This window comes from Pedobacter kyungheensis, assembly GCF_000812965.1.
Classification (GTDB): Bacteria; Bacteroidota; Bacteroidia; order Sphingobacteriales; family Sphingobacteriaceae; genus Pedobacter; species Pedobacter kyungheensis.
The window spans coordinates 37,501-54,486 of sequence record NZ_JSYN01000016.1 but is presented as its reverse complement, the minus strand read 5'-3'; the positions used below and the strand labels follow the sequence as shown (position 1 = coordinate 54,486).

Below are 16,986 nucleotides of genomic sequence, written 5' to 3'. Positions count from 1 at the left end.
AAAATTCGATTATTTTTTTAGGTACGCTTCAGCCCTTTGCAAAAAGCTTTTTTCCCTTAAACCTGCCTCTACTTCATTAATGGCAGCCATCAGGTTATTTTGGGTGTTGGTAATTTCGGCGGTGGCTTTAACAATCACTTCCCAAACCGGCTCCATGGTCGAAAGCAATGTTTGTCCTTTCTCTGTAAGCTCTACCAAGCGTTTACGCGTATCTATTTTATCTTTTTTAGAGCGAATGAGTTTTTCTTTCTCCAGCTCTTTTAGCAAACTGATGGTTGATGGATGCGCGTAACCAATTTCTTCGGAAAGCAGCACCACACTCATGCTTGATTTTTTGTATAAGGTATACAAAACCGGAAACCATTTGGGCTGAAAATCGATACCAAAAGCTTTATAAATCAGCAAACCATCTTTACGGATCTGGTCGCTGAGCCGTTGTAAGCGTGTAGAAATGGCCAATAAACCCGAAGCATCAATTACGTTTTGTTCCATTTAAGCAGGTTTTAAATCCAGGCCGTAGAAAACATTATCAACAGCCATTCGCGGGAAATACGAAGGTAGCTTTTCCATTTCAACTTGTAAAAATCCATTGCGTTCGTAAAAACGACAGGCCGCCTGTAAAATATCTTTAGTGCCTAAATATAATGCTTTGAGGTTATTTTCACGACTATAAGCAAGCAGGGTTTCCAATAAGGATTGCGCAAGCCCCAACTCTTTACCGCGGAATTCCTTTTTCACGAACATTTTTCTAATGGCACCAGAATGATATTCGGGTACAGCAATTAGGGCAATCGTACCAACCAGCTCCCCATCTAGCCAGGCTCCCCAAAACGCGCCACCAGTGGCGTCGTAGTTCGTTTCAATATCGAGTAAATCGGGTTGTGCAGCCAAATCGATATCCACATTAAATTCGATTTGCTGAATGGGTAAAATCAAACCAATAATCTGTTCGCAATTTTGATTGTTTAACCGTGCTATTTTAATTTCGTTGTGCATCGTAAAATATTTTCCTCAAAAATATGTAGTCAACTACATATATCAAACGTACAAATATCATTTTACTATCAGAATATCGTTATACCGACCCATTAATTAATTTGAACGACTGAGTTTATTCAGGAAATCGACGATTTTTTTATCGGCATAATCGGCAGCACCTTCGTGGTGTAAAGCAAGGCGACCTTGTTTATCGAAGATCACCGTTGTGGGTAACGAACCAGAAAATATCTGCTCCGGCACATCGCTTTCCACTTTATAAACCGGTAGTTCATATTTACGATCGGTCATAAAACGGGTAGATTTGGCCAGGTCGCCATCGGCATCTGCAAAAATGAAAACTACATTTTGATCAGCTTTAAACTGCTTGTACAATTTATTAACCGATGGCATTTCGGCGCGGCACGGCGGGCACCAGGTAGCCCAAAAGTTGAGAAAAATTACCTTACCTTTTAAATCGCCCAGATCAATCGTATTACCTTTCGCATCTTTAAAGCGGATGCCGCTCAGGTTCATGCCCGAAGCTACCGGAGTTTCGATTTTTGGCTTAAAAAAGCCAATCTCCATCAGCCCCTTAATTAAAAAAGCTTTGGCATCGGGTACTAAGATGATAACCAATAGCAACACCACAAATGCGGTATTTACAATATTTTTCCTGATGAATTTCAAAGTATAACAGTCAATTGCTTTTTGGACAGTAAAGTTACTCATTTCGATAGGCAAAATCGCTAGTAAAGCTTTTCCTTTTAAACTTTAGCTCAAAACACAGTCTAATGTACTATAAAAGCAATGTTACTAATGTATTATACAATAATGAATAGTATTTGTTACTTTTGAAGCGTTGAAAAAGCACAGGCAAAATATCAAAAAATATTTATCGGCATTTATGCTGGTTGTTTTTGCCATTGCTTTAACTCCGTGGAGCGTACTCCATAACCACACCCCTGTTCCGGTTATAGAAAAAGAGGCTAACTGTAAACATGTGAGTCACCTACAAGCACATGGCGATACCTGTTTAATCTGTAAAGCAAGTTTTGAGAAAAACTATGTATCTGCACATCACATTTACAGGATCTTTTTATGTGCCAAAGTATTTAACCGCACAGAACCCACATTAAAAAATGCCTTTACCGAAGTAAGGCGTTCGAGCTTACGTGGCCCTCCTTTGGCTTAATTTTTTCTTCCTCATAGCACCCTTTGTGTGCTTTTTATTAAAATTATTTATACGAAAGACTAAACATTAGCCGCTTTTTGCGCTATGTTTTTGGTTTTTCTATCCAACTTATTTACAATACATTCTCATGAAAAAATTACAGCTCATTGGCTTAGTAATTCTATATACATTATTGGGCAACACAGCCTTTGCTTCGGCACTAAAAGATATAACAGGTCAGGTTATTGATGCCAGTACCAAACAAACATTACCGGGTGCTACTATTTTTATCCCCGATTTAAAAGTTACAGCAGTAACCAATAACGATGGTGCTTTTACACTTAAAAACCTGCCTGTAAAGGGTACTTATTTGGTTGAGGTTCATTACGTGGGTTACAAAACGGCTACCCAAATGGTAAATCTGGCTACAGGTGCAGGTCTTCAGTTTTCTTTGCAACCTACTGCAATCGAAACTAAAGAAATTGTAATTACCGGAAGTTTGATCAGCAGTACCAGTAAAAGAAATAGTGCCTCATCGGCAGTGGTGGGTAAAGACCAGCTTTTGCAACCTTCAACCAATTTAATTGATGCTTTGGCCAAAGTTCCGGGTGTTTCTCAAATTACTACCGGTCCTTCTATTTCCAAACCGGTAATAAGAGGTTTAGGCTACAACCGCATTGTAACACTAGATGACGGGATTAAACAACAGGGCCAGCAATGGGGAGATGAACATGGTATCGAAATCGATCAGTTCAAATCAGACCGTGTAGAGATTTTACGTGGTGCAGCATCGCTAATGTATGGTTCTGATGCACTTGGTGGCGTAATTAATTTATTGGAGCCAAGCACCGCTCCTGAAGGTCAGGTTAAAGGCGAGTTTATTACCAATTACTCGACCAACAATGGCCAGACTGCTAATTCACTAATGTTAAACGGTAACGAAAACGGATTTGTCTGGAGAGCAAGAGGTACTTATAAAAACGCTTATTCTTTTAAAACACCTACGGGATATTTCCCTAATTCGGGTTTTAACGAAACAGATTTAAGCGGAATGATCGGCTTAAACAAAAGCTGGGGTTATACGCATTTAAACGTTTCTAATTTCCGCAACAACATTGGTTTTTATGAGCCAAACCTTGATGATAATGGAAATTTTGTAAAAGAGGATGGCAGTGCATTTACTAACGACGATTATAAAAACCGCACTTTAGATTTTCCACGTCAGGACATCAGGCACTTCAAGATTGCTTTAAACAACAACTTCATTCTGGGGAGCGATAATTTGAAAGTAGATTTAGGTTATCAGCAGAATCAACGCCGCGAATTAGACGGACCTGATCCAGCTTTGTTCTTCGATCTTAAGACATACAATGCCGATCTTAAATACTATATCCATGAAACCAATGGATGGCAGCCTGTTTTTGGATTAAGTGTGGATAATGCGCACAGCCAAAATAAAGGAACAGAATTTTTAATTCCTGCTTACGATACCTTTGGATTAGGTGTTTTTGCTTATGCAAAGAAAAATTGGGAGAATAATACTTTTAGTATCGGTGCACGTTATGATTTTAGAAAAAATAACGGAAAACAACTATTTGACGATGGAGAAGAGCGTTTTGCACCTTTCAAAAACCAGTTTTCTAATGTAAGCGGAGCTTTGGGCTTCACTCACCAATTTAGCGATGAATTAAATTTTAAAGCCAATGCAGGTTCTGCTTTCCGTGCGCCAAACCCAGCTGAGCTAGGATCGAATGGTGTACATGAGGGCACTTTCCGTTATGAAATCGGTAACGCTAATTTAAATCCTGAACGCAGTTATCAGGTAGATGCGGCCCTGGAATATGAAGGGAAAATAATAAGCGCAAGCGCAAGCATTTATAATAACTATATCCACAATTACATTTATGCCTCAAATAATGGAGAGCAAAGGGAAGTTGATGGAACATTGTTCGATGTTTATCATTACGGACAGGTAAATGCAAACCTGTATGGTGCAGAAGCCTCATTAACTATCCACCCGGTTCCATTTATCCATTTCGAGAATACTTTTGGTTATGTGCATGCACAAAATAACACCTTAAACAGACCACTTGCCTTTATTCCGGCAGGTACTTTAAGAAATGAGTTGCGTTTTGAACCAAAGCTTAAAGGCACAAATGATGCTTATCTTTCGGTGGGTATCAATTCGGCATTTAAACAAAGTCGTGTAGACGATACTTTTGAAACTCCAACCAGTGGCTATACTTTATTAAATGCAGGTATTGGTGCTACATTTAACCTGGGCAAACAGCCTGTTAAACTATCTGTTTCGGCAAACAACTTGTTGAACCAGAAATATTACGACGCATTAAGCAGGTTTAAACCAGGTCGTTTTGACCAGGAAAACTTAAACCTGGGTGTTTATAACCCAGGCAGGAATATCACTTTCGGATTGTATATTCCCTTTACTGTAGCTAAGTAATAAATCTTGTCACGTTGAGCCTGTCGAAACGTCTTACGAGATATTTCGACAGGTTATCACAGACAGACCTCAATAAAAAATTCGTCATTGCGAGGCACGAAGCAATCTTAAAGCGAACGCTAGTAGCTATCGTTGTAAGATTGCCTGCCTCCTACAGGCAGGCTTCGACGGCTGAAAAAGCCTTCTCGCAATGACGAATATCAATTGTTATAACTTTATCTAACTATTTCTTAAATGTTTCCCTCTTCGCCCTAACATACTGATTAGGCCATTCAATATCATCGCCAAGCACTTGCGCGGCATGTGTCGGGAAATAAGCATCGCGCAACGATTCGCGGGCAATAAAAATTAAATCGGCCTTTTCATCCTGCAAAATTTCTTCTGCCTGATGCGCATCTACAATCACACCTACTGCACCGGTATAAATGCCTATTTCATTCCTGATTTTATCGGCAAAAGGAACCTGATAATTTGGTCCGGCTGGGATAAAGGCATCAGGTACGTTACCTCCCGAAGAAACATCGATTAAATCTACTCCACGGTCTTTTAAAACCGCTGCCAGTTGCAATGAATCATTTTCGTTCCAACCGCCTTCGCTCCAGTCGGTAGCAGAAATCCGTACAAATAAAGGTAATTCCATTGGCCAAACCGATTGTACCGCCTCTACCACATCAATTACCAAACGGATCCGGTTTTCAAAACTTCCACCGTACACATCGCTGCGTTTATTGCTCAACGGACTAAAAAACTCGTGCAACAAATAACCATGCGCAGCGTGTATTTCTACAACTTTATAACCTGCAGCCAAAGCACGTTTCGCCGCTGCCCTGAAGGCAAAAACAATATCCTGAATTTCTTTAATGCTTAGCTCGTGCGGCAACACCTGACCAGGTTTAAAAGCAATGGGCGACGGAGCCACTGGTTGCCAGCTTTGCTCACCTTCGGCAATTTGCTCGCCACCATTCCACGGTACTTCGCAACTGGCCTTTCTGCCTGCATGCGCCAGCTGAATACCTGCAATTGCACCGTTATCGTGAATAAAAGAAACAATCTTCTTGAGTTTTTCAATGTGCTCATCTTTCCAGATTCCTAAATCGGCGTAGGTTATCCGGCCATCGGCTGTTACTGCCGAAGCTTCCTGAATAATAAGGCCTGCGCCACCAACGGCACGGCTACCCAAATGCACCAGATGCCAGTCGTTGGCAAAACCATCAACTGCAGAATACTGGCACATTGGAGAAATAACAATTCTATTTTTTAAGGTTACATCCTTTAATTTAAAAGGAGAAAATAATTTCGACATGATAATGGGTTATTTTATCGCAAAGCACTAAAAATTTATGCGGATGAAAAATGATCAATGCGTTTGCCTATTCCACAAACATACAATCTACAAGTTAAGGATGTTTTAATGCAGCACTTATTAAATGGAGATTTTACCTTCTCGTGGCGGAGAGCTAAGAGCGTAGGGCGCTAAGCGTTGGTGCATGGAAAGAAAACGCCCTTCGCCAGCCGCTGAAACTTTTTTCCATAAAAATTTGGGGAATTAAAAAATCTATTCTACTTTAGTGTATTATTTAACTAATACAGTAGATATGATCGAAATTAACAATCTGAATTTTGGCTACAGCAAGCATAAGCCATTATTTAAAAATATGAGCATGCGTTTAAGCAATGGCCATATTTACGGTTTGCTTGGAAAAAACGGAGCAGGTAAGTCTACCTTACTCAAAAACCTGGCTGGTTTGGTTTATCCGCAAGGTGGCCAACTGAATGTAATGGGTTTTAATCCAAGCAAAAGACAACCAGCACTGTTATCGCAAATTTGCTTCATCCCCGAAGAATTTTATTTACCACCGGTAAAAATCGATTCGTACCTGAAAGCCAACGCCCCTTTTTACCCCAACTTCGACCACGAGTATCTGGCCACGCTTTTAAAGGAATTTGATATTCCGGCCAGCAATAAACTGATTGATATGAGTTATGGCCAAAAGAAAAAATTCATTATTGCTTTCGGACTGGCTACGCAGGCCAGGCTGGTTATTATGGATGAGCCGACAAATGGATTGGATATTCCATCAAAAGCGCAGTTTAGAAAAATTATGGCTTCTGCCCTAACTGATGAGCGTTGTATCATCATCTCAACCCACCAGGTACGCGATCTGGATAACTTAATCGATACCGTAATTATGCTCGATGAAAACGATGTTGCACTTAAGGCTTCGGTTGAAGAAATTACCACCAAACTCGCTTTTAAAAGGGTGAAAGAAATAGATGAAAGCATTTTTTATGCAGAGCCATCTTTATCGGGCTACAATGCCGTAATGCCAAACTACCACCACGAAGAAAGCAAACTGGATATGGAACTGTTATTTAACGCCATCCTTGCCGAGAAAACCAAATTTAAACCTTTATTCAACTAAACCATGAACAACACTTTTAATATGAATCGATTTGGCTTATTGCTTAAAAGGCAGTGGCTGGAGTTTGGAAAAATTTATTTGATGAGCCTGGTGGTATTAGCCGGCATTTTAATTGGCTTTTATTTTTTTAACATCCCAGATTTCAACCGGTCACTTTACAGATGGGATGATCATGGCCATGTTCAACTCGGTTTCCGCCTACCTACTTTTATGGCTATCGGTTTTCTGTTTATAACTATTGAAGCCAGTGCCTATTTTAGTGCATTTGGCCAGAAACCAAAAGCCATTATGGAGTTAATGACTCCGGCCTCTGCTACCGAAAAATTTATTTGTGCAATTGTTTTTTCTACAATTCTTAGCATCATTAGCTACCTGCTCATTTTTTATGTTATTGATGCGTTTTTTTTAAATTACATTAACGAGTTATGGCATAATAATAAAGCCACCAACTACAATACAGGCCAATTAACCCCAGTTGTGTTTAGCACCTTGTTTGACGATTTAACTTCGGAAAGAGAATTCAAATTTCTATTTGCACTACCCTTTTTCTTCTCGAGCATTTTCTTACTGGGTTCCATCTACTTTAACCGCTTTCATTACATCAAAACCGCTGTATCGGTAACGGCATTATTTGCTTTCATCATTTTCATAACCATCAAGTTTGGAAGCTGGGTAACTGAAGGTAAAAGCCGTGTAAATAGTTCTAATCTTATGGAAAAGGATTTTGTGTTCACTATATTTTTCTGGTCATCTGTTGCGCTTAGTCTGATTATTTGGCTAATCACTTATGTTCGCCTCAAAGAAAAAGAAGTTTAATTTTAAAAAGGTATAGATATGGAATTTAGAGATAACAAGGCGATATACCTTCAAATAGCAGAGTATGTTTGTGAACATATCCTGCTAGGAAAATGGAAAGCTGATGAGAAAGTTCCTTCGGTACGGGAACTGGCTGTAGCCATGGAGGTAAACCCCAATACGGTAATGCGTACCTACGAGTTGCTGCAAAATAAAAACATCATCAACAACAAAAGGGGAATAGGCTTTTTTGTAGATGAAGCAGCCACAGCCAATATAAAGAGCTACCGAAAACAACAGTTTATAGCAGATGAACTCCCTGTAGTGTTCAGGAACATCTATCTGCTTAACATCGGCTTTGATGAACTGGAAAACCAATACAAAACTTTTGTAAAAGAAAATTTTAACGCATAAAACAATGAAAACAAGTAATAAATTACTCATCACGCTTGCAGTCCTGCTCATTATTATCCCAATACTGGTTGTGGCCGTAAATGTTAAAATGAATTACCGCCCCTCAAAAGGCAATGACTTTGTAGAAGAGCAAGAGATAAATGCAGAACCTTTTGAAAAGGTGAGTCAGGATAGAATTGCGATCCCCATCAAAACATCTTTTTCAAGTGTGAATGTTCCCGATGCAAAAAGAATTTACCTGGAATTACACTTGATAAAAAGTGCAAAATCAGGGGTAAAAGTGCCTACGGACATGAAAAACGACATCACTTTTAATATTAACAATGCCGGGGCACTGCAAATCAACTTTAGCGATAAGCTTGACAGATCGGGTAACCACCGAAATGGTGTTGTAATATTGGTATATAGCCCAAATATTGATAAACTTAACCTTAACAATGCTTCTAACGTTGTTTTAACAGCAAAAACTGACAGCCTTGGCGTTAATGTGACCAGAACGGAAATGCTAATATTTGGTTCACCCATCACCTTTAGTTCAAACGGAAAAGTTAACAGGGTAATTAATCAAACTGATATTAAAAAAGTAGACATCCATTTAGATAGTTCAGTTTTTAATTCAGGCAGTATCAATTATCAGAAATTAAAGATTACGGGCAAAAATTCATCAATAAACATTGAGGGAGAACCACAGGAGAATAAAAATATCGAAAATTTAACCATTAACACTTTTGAAAGATCTGATGTTAAAATCGACAAAGTTAAGATCGATAAAATTTCCGGCAGTCTATCAGATGAAACAACCATTGCGATGCCTGTAAAATATTTGAAACAGATGCTCAAAGATTAATTAAATCGTCATCACATTTACATCTAATTAAGGATAATGTAAAAAGGGCATGATTTTTAAGCTAACTAATTGGCAAAAGTATAACTTGGGCCAATTAGTTTAGTTTTTTATATCAATACCCCATGCATGAAGAAGTTTTTCTTTCTTTTTATCCTCTCCCTTTTCGTTTTTAGCCAGCTTAAAGCACAAAAAATCGATACCTTATCGATCACTTTAGAAAACGTTAAATACCCCTACCCCGTAAAATATTTCCCGATTAATACCGAAGGCCAGGATATTAAAATGGCCTATATGGATATTCAGCCTGCACAAGCTGCCAATGGTAAAACCGCTATTCTTTTTCACGGAAAAAACTTTGGTGGCTACTACTGGACAAACGTAATTAAAGCCTTAACCCAAATTGGCTACCGCGTTATTGTACCCGATCAGATTGGCTTTGGTAAATCGTCAAAGCCCTTTATCCACTACAGTTTTCACCAAATGGCTAGCTGGAACAAGAGATTGCTGGATACGCTGGGCGTTCAGAAAACAGTAGTTTTGGGTCACAGCATGGGCGGGATGCTGGCTACGCGCTTTGCTTTAATGTATCCCGAAAAAACTGAAAAACTTTTACTCGAAAACCCTATTGGGCTCGAAGATTACAAAACTTTTGTGCCTTACGTAACTACCGAACAGCAGTATCAAACCGAGCTGAAAACCACGGCAGAAAGTGTACGTAAATACTATCAGAGTTCTTATTTTACGTATTGGAAACCCGAATATGAATACCTGGTGAGTGTTGCCGGAGGAGTTACGCTTAGTGCCGATTATCCGCGCTGGGCAAAGGTGGCTGCCATGACCTTTACCATGATTTACGAACAACCTGTGGTTTACGAATTTCAAAACCTTAAAGTACCAACAGTACTGTTTATTGGCAAAGAAGATAAAACCATTGTGGGTAAGGGGCTATTGTCGCCCGATCAACAAGCAATACATGGCCAGTACCGTTTATTGGGCAAACAAACAGCCGCTAAAATCATTGGGGCTAAAATTATTGAATTTGATGCTTGTGGCCACATCCCGCACATCGAAATACCAACAGAGTTTTTGGTAGCTTTAACAGGTAGTTTGTAAGCTTTTATCAGACCTTATAGGTTTAAAAAACCTATAAGGTCTTAAGATCTAATGAAATTATTTAATCTCTTTTCCTACAATTTTATTAATACCCTGCATTTCAAAATCGATATCCTGTCCCATCGATTTCATTTTGCCATATAGCTCAATGCGCAGGTGACTGTTCAATACGATTCCTGTTTTCAAATCAACAGCCACTTCACCGGAGTTGGTGCCTTTTAAGTCTGTTTCCATGTGGTTATTCATGGCATCAAAATTTCCTTTCGAAATTAAATTACCTTTTACACTCAGAATGGCGGTATTACCGTTCACCTCTTTTAAGGTATATTGCGTAATGGTTTCAATTGGCATACTCATTTGCAGTTTGGTATCCACCGTCCAGCTATCACCAATTTTAATTGGTTTTTCGGGGTAAATCTTAAAAGACGATTCCATGGTTTGCTTAACCGCTTCTGCGTTAAACTGCTTACTCATGGCATTTTTAACAGCCTTTAACTTAGCTGTGTCGCTGGTCATTTTGCCAGCCACATTATCCAGCATCTTATCAATACCGGCTACAGTTTTAACTCCTCCGTTTGAAGCCACTGTCATATAAAAAGACGCGCCTTTTAAACCGGCAAACGGATTTTTCTTAGTGCTGTCTGCCTCGTCCGAATCGAGGTTCATGGTATTACCCATGGCAGTAGATTTCATAAACAACCTGTTGTAGGTTACTTTGATATCTTTATCACCGTTATGCCCTTCGGTAATGTCAAAAGTATAATCGGTACCGATAGTTTGGGTTAAATTAATGCTCTGTCCACTAATTTTCTGGTTGATTATCTGATCTGAAACAAACGAAAAATCATATTTGTTACCAGTCGGATAATTTTGCTTAAGCGAGTATGTTTTTTGTGCCCATACACCAAACGATGCCAAACTGCAGAGTAATGTGATGATTATTTTCATTCTTTTAAATTGTAAAAACTATCCGGCTGGCTGTTGTGCAAAAATCCGGCTTAACTGATGGTACAATTCCGGATGTTTATCTTTCAACTGCTCGGGTTTTTCGAAGAAATATTCGGAAACTACAGCAAAAAATTCGGCCTCGTTAGTAATGGCATAAGGGTTAATATCCGATTTATTGTCTTCAATTTTTTCAATTTCCTCACGCATCATTTTAATCCAGGGCAAAGTATATTCGTGTGCCATTAAATTTTCAGGCACACCATCCGTTGCCCCATCCGATTTATCTAAAAGGTGCACAAATTCGTGGATAGCTGTATTCTCTTTCCCTGCACTTTTAGAAAAACCGTGACGCAGCGCTGAGCGCGATAAAATCATCTGTCCGTTCATGTAACCTGTACCTACCATGCCCATAATATTCCTTTCGCCCCCTTCAAATTGAAAATCTTTGTTAAAGGCATCTGGGTATAATAAAACGCTGGTTAAGTTTTTGTATTGCCAATCGTCGAAACCAAAAATCGGGATTACCGCACTTGAGGCGATCAACAATTCATCAAGCGTAGTCATTTCTAAACCTACCGGCTCAATTTTAACTGTACTGAAAAAAGCAGCTACCTTTTCTTCAAATCTAAGTTTATCTGTCGAATCGAGATTGTGGTAATAGTCCACGTAATCGTCAAGTATTTTTTTGTCAACGTCAGTTAAAGGCTCTATGGCCACTTTCTTTTTCTTCAGGATTAAATAAAGGGCAATCAGAAAAATCGGAATCAGGTATACAAATGGAAGAGAATTCATGATCAGGCTTATGCAGTTACCGGGCTTTCTATAATTTCCATTTGTGTCGTAACATCTTCGCGGCTTACCGGATAAGGCTTATTGTTAACAATGCCCTGATAAACAGCTTCGAAAAGTGGCAGATAACTTCCTCTTTCTGATGGAATGGTTTCTTCGGTTTTATTGCCATCGGCATCAATAGTGGTTAATACACCATCTTTGCTTTCAGATTCGATGCCATAGGCCGGATCGCTTAATTTCATACCGGCCAAAAGCTGTTCTTCCTGAATATCGGTTCTATGCTTAATAAAGCTTCCGTTCATACCATGTAAAACAAAGCCTGCCTGCGGATTTACCACCAGCATACTCGAAGTAACAAAAACATTCAAACTATCCGGATAGCTTAACTGGATAGAAAAGTAATCATCAACCAGGGTACCTGCCCTGTTTTTGCCTAAGATTTTGTGGTAGCTTAAAGGTTTACCGAATAAACCGATTACCTGATCTAAAAGATGAGGCCCTAAATCGTATAATAAACCGCTGGCTTCAACCGGGTTTTCTTTAAACGCCTTTGGTCCGATTACGTTACGGTATCGATCGTAGCGCATGTGCACTTCAACCAGTTTACCTAATTTACCACTTTGAATTACATTACGTACCGAGGTAAAATCGCTATCCCAGCGGCGGTTCTGGTAAAAGAAAATTTGTTTGCCTACACTATCGGCCAGCTCGAAAAGTTCTTTTGCCTGCGTGGTTGTAGCAGTAAAAGGTTTCTCTACCAAAATATGCTTGTGGTTATTTAAAGCTGCTTTTGCGTGTTCGTAATGCAGGTTATTTGGGGTGTTAATTACAACCAGCTCAATTTCATCATCAGCTAAAAGTTCATCAACACTGTTATAACTTAAAATATTGGGGTAATCGTTAACAGCCGTTTTTTTACTGCGCTCTACTATTGCTTTTAAATTGAAACCTGGGTGAGCATCTAAAAATGGGGCATGAAAAACCTTGCCCGACATGCCATAAGCCAATACGCCTGCACTGATTGTTTTGTTTGTATTCATAAGTTATAAATGTAACCAAAAATACAATTAAGAAGGAAGCTTTGGCTGTAAAAGCACCAACCTTTTTACCTGCTGCTTACACGTTTTTACACTATCTTTGCACAAATGTTTGGAATCAAAATCCGAAAAATTAACAATTAACGAAACAACACATGAAACCTTCGGAGATTAATGCCAAGTGGAAAGTTTTACAGGAGAAGATTTCAATAGAATTTGATTCGGAGTTTCCTGATTTGAAAGTAATGCTTTTCTTAATCGGTGTGCAGGAACTGGGCAAAGGTCCAAAGAAATATAGCAAGCGGCAGAAAGAAGAACTGATGCACATTGCTACCTGCCGTTTATTGAGCGAAATGGGCTTTTACGAACTTGAAGGCCTAGATCAGGATGGCTGGCCACACTGGAGACTGGTTAAGGCCATTCCTCCATATACCATGCTGGAGCAGGAAATGTTGATGAAATCGCTCGTGGTGAGTTATTTCGAAGATATTTATTCTTAAATCCTACAACCTCATTCGTGGTTCATTCCAGGTATGGTGGCGCATCAAACGCTACTATTGACAGAACCTGTAGAAGAATCGTCATTTCGACTGTAGCCGGCCGGTTTTTCACCGGTGGCGAAACGGAGAAATCTATCTTACAGATTTCTCGACTGCGTTGCACTCCGCTCGAAATGACGAACTCAGAGAGGCTATCCCTCACATTGATTTTTATACAAATAAATTAACCCTCAAGAAGACACCCTATATGATGAAATTAATCCCCAAATCAGTATTTCTTATAGTTTGGTGGGCCACCAAACTGGGAATTGAAAGGGTTGACTAAGGTCCTTCGACAGGCTCAGGATGACACCATAAATTATAATACCGCGGATACTACAAAGCATAAAAAAACCCCGGTGGATGTACACCAGGGTTGCATATATAATGACCTCATAGGTAGAGGGAAATTGCGATATTATCCTTGTTTTTGCGCAGTAGCTTTTAATGCATCGTTAGCAACAATTACAATCTCTACGCGACGGTTTGCCGCACGACCTGCATCAGTTTCGTTATCGGCAATCGGCTCTGAAAAACCTTTACCAATAGTAACTAAACGGCTTGACGGTACACCTTGAGAAACAGCATAAGCTTTAACCGCAGCAGCTCTTCTTTCAGATAAGCCCTGGTTATATTGCTCGGTACCTTTGCTATCGGTGTGACCAATAATCTTGATATCAGTATCCGGGTATTGATTTAATGATGATGCTAAACTCTGAATATTGGTTTTAGCGGCATCTTTTAACGCAGTTTTATCGAAATCGAATAAAATACCGCTGTCAAATTTTACAATAATACCTTCACCCTCACGAATAACTTCAGCGTTAGGAATTGCTTTTTGGATTTCGGCTGCCTGTCTATCCATTCTACGACCGATAAACGCTCCGGCCGTACCGCCAATAGCACCACCAATTAAAGCACCTACAGCAGTATTACCAGCTTTCTTACCAATTAAGGCACCAATAACACCACCAGCTGCAGCACCAATTCCGGCTCCTTTTTGTGTTTTAGTTAAACTATCACAGCTTTGGAATGCCATCGAACCAACTGCTAACCCTATACTTAATGTCGCTATTCTTACTTTTGAAATACTCATAATAATCTAGATTTATAATTTCTACCCGTCCTGTTCAAACACAATGCCAAAAATTACACCATCGTTATTTTCGGCTAAATTTTAACCAATAGCCCTAAAAAGAATATTTTTCCAAATAAAAAAGCGTCTGCTTTTGGGCAAACGCTTTCGCATTGTATCATTCTTAGTACAAAAACTAGGCAGAGAAATAGCTTTCTAATTCCTGCAAGGTATTTTCGTCTGTTTTAAAATCCTTAATTATCCTTCCTTTTTCAACCAAAATAATCCGGTGGCATACATCGGTAACGTGATTTAAATCGTGACTCGAAATAAAAGTGGTCATGTTACCTGCCTGTGCTTTTAATAAATTCTTCAGGCGGATTTGCGTTGTGGGATCGAGATTGGCAAAAGGTTCGTCCAAAATTAAAATCTCAGGCTTTTGCATTAATGCTGCTGCAATACCTACCTTAACCTGGTTTCCTTTGCTAAAATCGCGGATGTATTTGCCGCTGTTTAAAATTTCGCCATTGAAAAACTCGCTGTACTGCGTCAGGTAGGCAGAAACATCGGCCACACTCATGTTATGCAAACTGCCTATAAATATAAAATACTCTTCGGGCGTTAAATAATCGATCAGAAAGCCTTCATCCAGAAAAGAAGCGGTATAATTTTTCCAATCGCCGTTGTGCATTACATTTTCGCCTTTCGATAGCACCTCACCCTGCGTAGGACGGATCAGATCTAAAAGCATCCTGAAGAAAGTTGTTTTACCTGCACCGTTATTGCCTACCAAACCAACGGTTTCGCCAGCTACGATTTGTAAATCGTCAATGTTTACAACGGTTTTATCGCCATAAACTTTTTGTAAATTCTTAACTTCTAAAATCATAATTATTCTCTAAAGCCTTCGGCTATTTTATAACGTTTTAATTCTAATTTTTTGGTAATGTAGTTTATCCAGTAACTTCTCATGGCCAGCATTACCAGGCCGAAGAAACCAATAGCCATTAAACCCAAGTATGGCCTGTTTAAGTACCCGAATGGCAAATAAATGAGGTAAGGGAGCAAGACGAAAGGAATCATCAGAATCCATTGCGTAGCCCCCATGCCCTGAAAGTTAAAGCTTGCACTGCGGGTAATATCAATCCTTTTGTAGTTGAAAGTGGCCAGGTACAAAACCAGAACCGTACAAAAGCCTATATTGTATAAGTAAGCGGCCAGATGCAGCAACAAAAGTTTCGGACTTAAAAAAGCGTAAAAACTGGCCAAAATGGTTACAATGGTACAAATGATGGTAAAAAGCAGGAATTTACCTTTAATGTAGTCTTTAAAATCAATCTTATTAATGAGCAGCCCATCAAAATGCGAGCTCTGCCAGGCAAACATAAACTGACCGTAGCTCAGGATAGAAAAACCGGTCATAAAAATGGCTGCAAAAATCATTTTGGCAAAGGAATCGCTTGCAATGTAGGGTGCTTTATAAAAGAGAAAGCCATACAACAGGAAAATAGCCCCCATTATTACAGAATATCGCGGGCGTTTATGCCTCAATATTAACTTAAGCTCGAGTGCAGCCAATTCGCCGGCTTTGCCAAAGCGATTTAAGAAAGGGTAATCGGTACTTACTTTTTTCTCCTGTTTGGCGCCCATTTCTTCTACGTACAGGTTACGGCGCAGATAGTTCGAATTGATCACAAACATCGCTGCAGCAATGCCCGGAAAAATAAGCCCCAGGTAAGGTCTGCTTGTCATTTGGCTAAAAACAAAATTCGAAGCAGCCATGATGGAAATGACCTTGTAATACTCTAAAGCGGCAAATGTGCCCACTATAGCCAGACCAATCAGGGTAAAAAGGATGTTTGTAATCGATTTCCGTTTAAGGTACAGCACAAAATAGTTGTTAAACACCATAATCGAAAGAATGGCGATCACATACATCAATGCTACCAGAGGTCCTTCTACTGCTCCAATTTTGAGAAATATGAATGGGAAAAATAAAAACAGCGGCCAAACATTAAATGCTGAAAAAAGTGCTTTTGCATTTAAAAAGTTAATGATTTTACGCTTTGAAATTTTAAGGTGCAGGTACGGGATGATACTCAGCGTTGGGATATCCTGCAACTGCAAACGCATGAGGAAATCGAATGCGAAATAATATAAAATTATTCCGTTAAAGCTCGTCATGACATTCTGGTTAGGAAAAACCTTGGGCAGGAAGATCGTCATACCGAAACCAACCCCTACGGCAATAACGAGGAAATAGAGCATAAAAAAACCAATGATGATTTGTGTTGCAATACTTCCGCCTTTATTTCGTGAACGCCAAAAAGATTTTCTTTGGTGACTTAAAAAAGTACTCAGCATATTTGTTTAGGTTAATTACTAATTTAGTT

At 39.3% G+C, this 16,986-nt stretch carries 18 protein-coding genes; 8 read left to right on the top strand and 10 right to left on the bottom strand.

The window, feature by feature from the left end:
* Positions 1-9: 9 nt before the first annotated feature.
* The 3 genes from OC25_RS14070 to OC25_RS14060 all read right to left on the bottom strand — a co-directional run bounded on the left by OC25_RS14070 (position 10) and on the right by OC25_RS14060 (position 1,707).
* Positions 10-492, bottom strand: a complete 483-nt coding sequence (locus tag OC25_RS14070) for a MarR family winged helix-turn-helix transcriptional regulator (RefSeq protein WP_039477120.1) — start codon at positions 490-492, stop codon at positions 10-12.
* Positions 493-996 carry a GNAT family N-acetyltransferase gene (locus OC25_RS14065; RefSeq protein WP_039477119.1) on the bottom strand — a complete coding sequence of 168 codons (504 nt, stop codon included), beginning with the start codon at positions 994-996 and terminating at the stop codon, positions 493-495. It abuts the gene before it with no gap.
* Positions 997-1,092: 96 nt separating this feature from the next.
* On the bottom strand, positions 1,093-1,707 hold the full coding sequence (locus tag OC25_RS14060; protein ID WP_052266215.1) for a TlpA family protein disulfide reductase: 615 nt from the start codon (positions 1,705-1,707) through the stop codon (positions 1,093-1,095).
* Between the two features lie 130 nt (positions 1,708-1,837).
* On the opposite strand from OC25_RS14060, the gene OC25_RS14055 reads away from it, so the two are divergent.
* Both OC25_RS14055 and OC25_RS14050 read left to right on the top strand, forming a co-directional pair.
* The gene (locus OC25_RS14055; protein ID WP_039477117.1) at positions 1,838-2,170 is read left to right on the top strand and encodes a hypothetical protein; all 333 of its coding nucleotides are present in this window, start codon (positions 1,838-1,840) and stop codon (positions 2,168-2,170) included.
* Between the two features lie 127 nt (positions 2,171-2,297).
* Positions 2,298-4,610, top strand: a complete 2,313-nt coding sequence (locus tag OC25_RS14050; protein WP_039477114.1) for a TonB-dependent receptor — start codon at positions 2,298-2,300, stop codon at positions 4,608-4,610.
* A 223-nt stretch (positions 4,611-4,833) separates the two neighbouring features.
* Here OC25_RS14050 and namA read toward each other — a convergent pair whose 3' ends face one another.
* The gene (gene namA / locus OC25_RS14045; RefSeq protein WP_039477112.1) at positions 4,834-5,913 is read right to left on the bottom strand and encodes an NADPH dehydrogenase NamA; all 1,080 of its coding nucleotides are present in this window, start codon (positions 5,911-5,913) and stop codon (positions 4,834-4,836) included.
* 292 nt (positions 5,914-6,205) lie between these two features.
* On the opposite strand from namA, the gene OC25_RS14040 reads away from it, so the two are divergent.
* The 5 genes from OC25_RS14040 to OC25_RS14020 all read left to right on the top strand — a co-directional run bounded on the left by OC25_RS14040 (position 6,206) and on the right by OC25_RS14020 (position 10,202).
* Complete coding sequence (locus tag OC25_RS14040) at positions 6,206-7,033, top strand: ABC transporter ATP-binding protein (protein WP_039477109.1); 828 nt, start codon at positions 6,206-6,208, stop codon at positions 7,031-7,033.
* Positions 7,034-7,036: 3 nt separating this feature from the next.
* The gene (locus tag OC25_RS14035) at positions 7,037-7,849 is read left to right on the top strand and encodes a hypothetical protein (protein ID WP_039477108.1); all 813 of its coding nucleotides are present in this window, start codon (positions 7,037-7,039) and stop codon (positions 7,847-7,849) included.
* An 18-nt stretch (positions 7,850-7,867) separates the two neighbouring features.
* Positions 7,868-8,242, top strand: coding sequence for a GntR family transcriptional regulator (locus tag OC25_RS14030; RefSeq protein ID WP_039477107.1), 375 nt, complete (start codon positions 7,868-7,870; stop codon positions 8,240-8,242).
* 4 nt (positions 8,243-8,246) lie between these two features.
* A complete protein-coding gene (locus OC25_RS14025; RefSeq protein WP_039477106.1) occupies positions 8,247-9,089 on the top strand; it encodes a GIN domain-containing protein in 843 nt (280 codons plus the stop codon).
* Positions 9,090-9,215: 126 nt separating this feature from the next.
* Positions 9,216-10,202, top strand: a complete 987-nt coding sequence (locus tag OC25_RS14020) for an alpha/beta fold hydrolase (protein ID WP_039477105.1) — start codon at positions 9,216-9,218, stop codon at positions 10,200-10,202.
* A 57-nt stretch (positions 10,203-10,259) separates the two neighbouring features.
* Here the strand turns inward: OC25_RS14020 and OC25_RS14015 are convergent, their stop codons facing one another.
* Genes OC25_RS14015 through OC25_RS14005 form a run of 3 tightly spaced genes read right to left on the bottom strand, consistent with a single transcriptional unit; the run spans position 10,260 to position 12,982 of the window.
* Entirely contained in the window at positions 10,260-11,150 is an 891-nt protein-coding gene (locus tag OC25_RS14015; RefSeq protein ID WP_039477102.1) for a DUF6263 family protein, read from the bottom strand.
* An 18-nt stretch (positions 11,151-11,168) separates the two neighbouring features.
* Positions 11,169-11,942 (bottom strand): M90 family metallopeptidase, encoded by a 774-nt coding sequence (locus OC25_RS14010; RefSeq protein WP_039477099.1) that lies wholly within the window; start codon positions 11,940-11,942, stop codon positions 11,169-11,171.
* Between the two features lie 8 nt (positions 11,943-11,950).
* Positions 11,951-12,982, bottom strand: coding sequence for a Gfo/Idh/MocA family oxidoreductase (locus OC25_RS14005; RefSeq protein ID WP_039477098.1), 1,032 nt, complete (start codon positions 12,980-12,982; stop codon positions 11,951-11,953).
* 152 nt (positions 12,983-13,134) lie between these two features.
* On the opposite strand from OC25_RS14005, the gene OC25_RS14000 reads away from it, so the two are divergent.
* A complete protein-coding gene (locus OC25_RS14000) occupies positions 13,135-13,479 on the top strand; it encodes a hypothetical protein (RefSeq protein ID WP_039477096.1) in 345 nt (114 codons plus the stop codon).
* Between the two features lie 457 nt (positions 13,480-13,936).
* Here OC25_RS14000 and OC25_RS13995 read toward each other — a convergent pair whose 3' ends face one another.
* From OC25_RS13995 to OC25_RS13985, 3 genes are all read right to left on the bottom strand, one after another.
* The gene (locus tag OC25_RS13995; RefSeq protein ID WP_175632721.1) at positions 13,937-14,614 is read right to left on the bottom strand and encodes a YiaD family glycine zipper/OmpA-like lipoprotein; all 678 of its coding nucleotides are present in this window, start codon (positions 14,612-14,614) and stop codon (positions 13,937-13,939) included.
* Positions 14,615-14,789: 175 nt separating this feature from the next.
* The gene (locus OC25_RS13990) at positions 14,790-15,482 is read right to left on the bottom strand and encodes an ABC transporter ATP-binding protein (protein ID WP_039477092.1); all 693 of its coding nucleotides are present in this window, start codon (positions 15,480-15,482) and stop codon (positions 14,790-14,792) included.
* A 2-nt stretch (positions 15,483-15,484) separates the two neighbouring features.
* A complete protein-coding gene (locus OC25_RS13985; RefSeq protein ID WP_039477090.1) occupies positions 15,485-16,957 on the bottom strand; it encodes a DUF5687 family protein in 1,473 nt (490 codons plus the stop codon).
* Between the last annotated feature and the right edge of the window lie 29 nt (positions 16,958-16,986).

Coding starts and splice junctions, on each gene's coding strand:
- OC25_RS14070 (WP_039477120.1), bottom strand. CDS start 492: ATGGAACAAAACGTAATTGATGCTTCGGGTTTATTGGCCATTTCTACA.
- OC25_RS14065 (WP_039477119.1), bottom strand. CDS start 996: ATGCACAACGAAATTAAAATAGCACGGTTAAACAATCAAAATTGCGAA.
- OC25_RS14060 (WP_052266215.1), bottom strand. CDS start 1,707: ATGAGTAACTTTACTGTCCAAAAAGCAATTGACTGTTATACTTTGAAA.
- OC25_RS14050 (WP_039477114.1), top strand. CDS start 2,298: ATGAAAAAATTACAGCTCATTGGCTTAGTAATTCTATATACATTATTG.
- namA (WP_039477112.1), bottom strand. CDS start 5,913: ATGTCGAAATTATTTTCTCCTTTTAAATTAAAGGATGTAACCTTAAAA.
- OC25_RS14040 (WP_039477109.1), top strand. CDS start 6,206: ATGATCGAAATTAACAATCTGAATTTTGGCTACAGCAAGCATAAGCCA.
- OC25_RS14035 (WP_039477108.1), top strand. CDS start 7,037: ATGAACAACACTTTTAATATGAATCGATTTGGCTTATTGCTTAAAAGG.
- OC25_RS14030 (WP_039477107.1), top strand. CDS start 7,868: ATGGAATTTAGAGATAACAAGGCGATATACCTTCAAATAGCAGAGTAT.
- OC25_RS14025 (WP_039477106.1), top strand. CDS start 8,247: ATGAAAACAAGTAATAAATTACTCATCACGCTTGCAGTCCTGCTCATT.
- OC25_RS14020 (WP_039477105.1), top strand. CDS start 9,216: ATGAAGAAGTTTTTCTTTCTTTTTATCCTCTCCCTTTTCGTTTTTAGC.
- OC25_RS14015 (WP_039477102.1), bottom strand. CDS start 11,150: ATGAAAATAATCATCACATTACTCTGCAGTTTGGCATCGTTTGGTGTA.
- OC25_RS14010 (WP_039477099.1), bottom strand. CDS start 11,942: ATGAATTCTCTTCCATTTGTATACCTGATTCCGATTTTTCTGATTGCC.
- OC25_RS14005 (WP_039477098.1), bottom strand. CDS start 12,982: ATGAATACAAACAAAACAATCAGTGCAGGCGTATTGGCTTATGGCATG.
- OC25_RS14000 (WP_039477096.1), top strand. CDS start 13,135: ATGAAACCTTCGGAGATTAATGCCAAGTGGAAAGTTTTACAGGAGAAG.
- OC25_RS13995 (WP_175632721.1), bottom strand. CDS start 14,614: ATGAGTATTTCAAAAGTAAGAATAGCGACATTAAGTATAGGGTTAGCA.
- OC25_RS13990 (WP_039477092.1), bottom strand. CDS start 15,482: ATGATTTTAGAAGTTAAGAATTTACAAAAAGTTTATGGCGATAAAACC.
- OC25_RS13985 (WP_039477090.1), bottom strand. CDS start 16,957: ATGCTGAGTACTTTTTTAAGTCACCAAAGAAAATCTTTTTGGCGTTCA.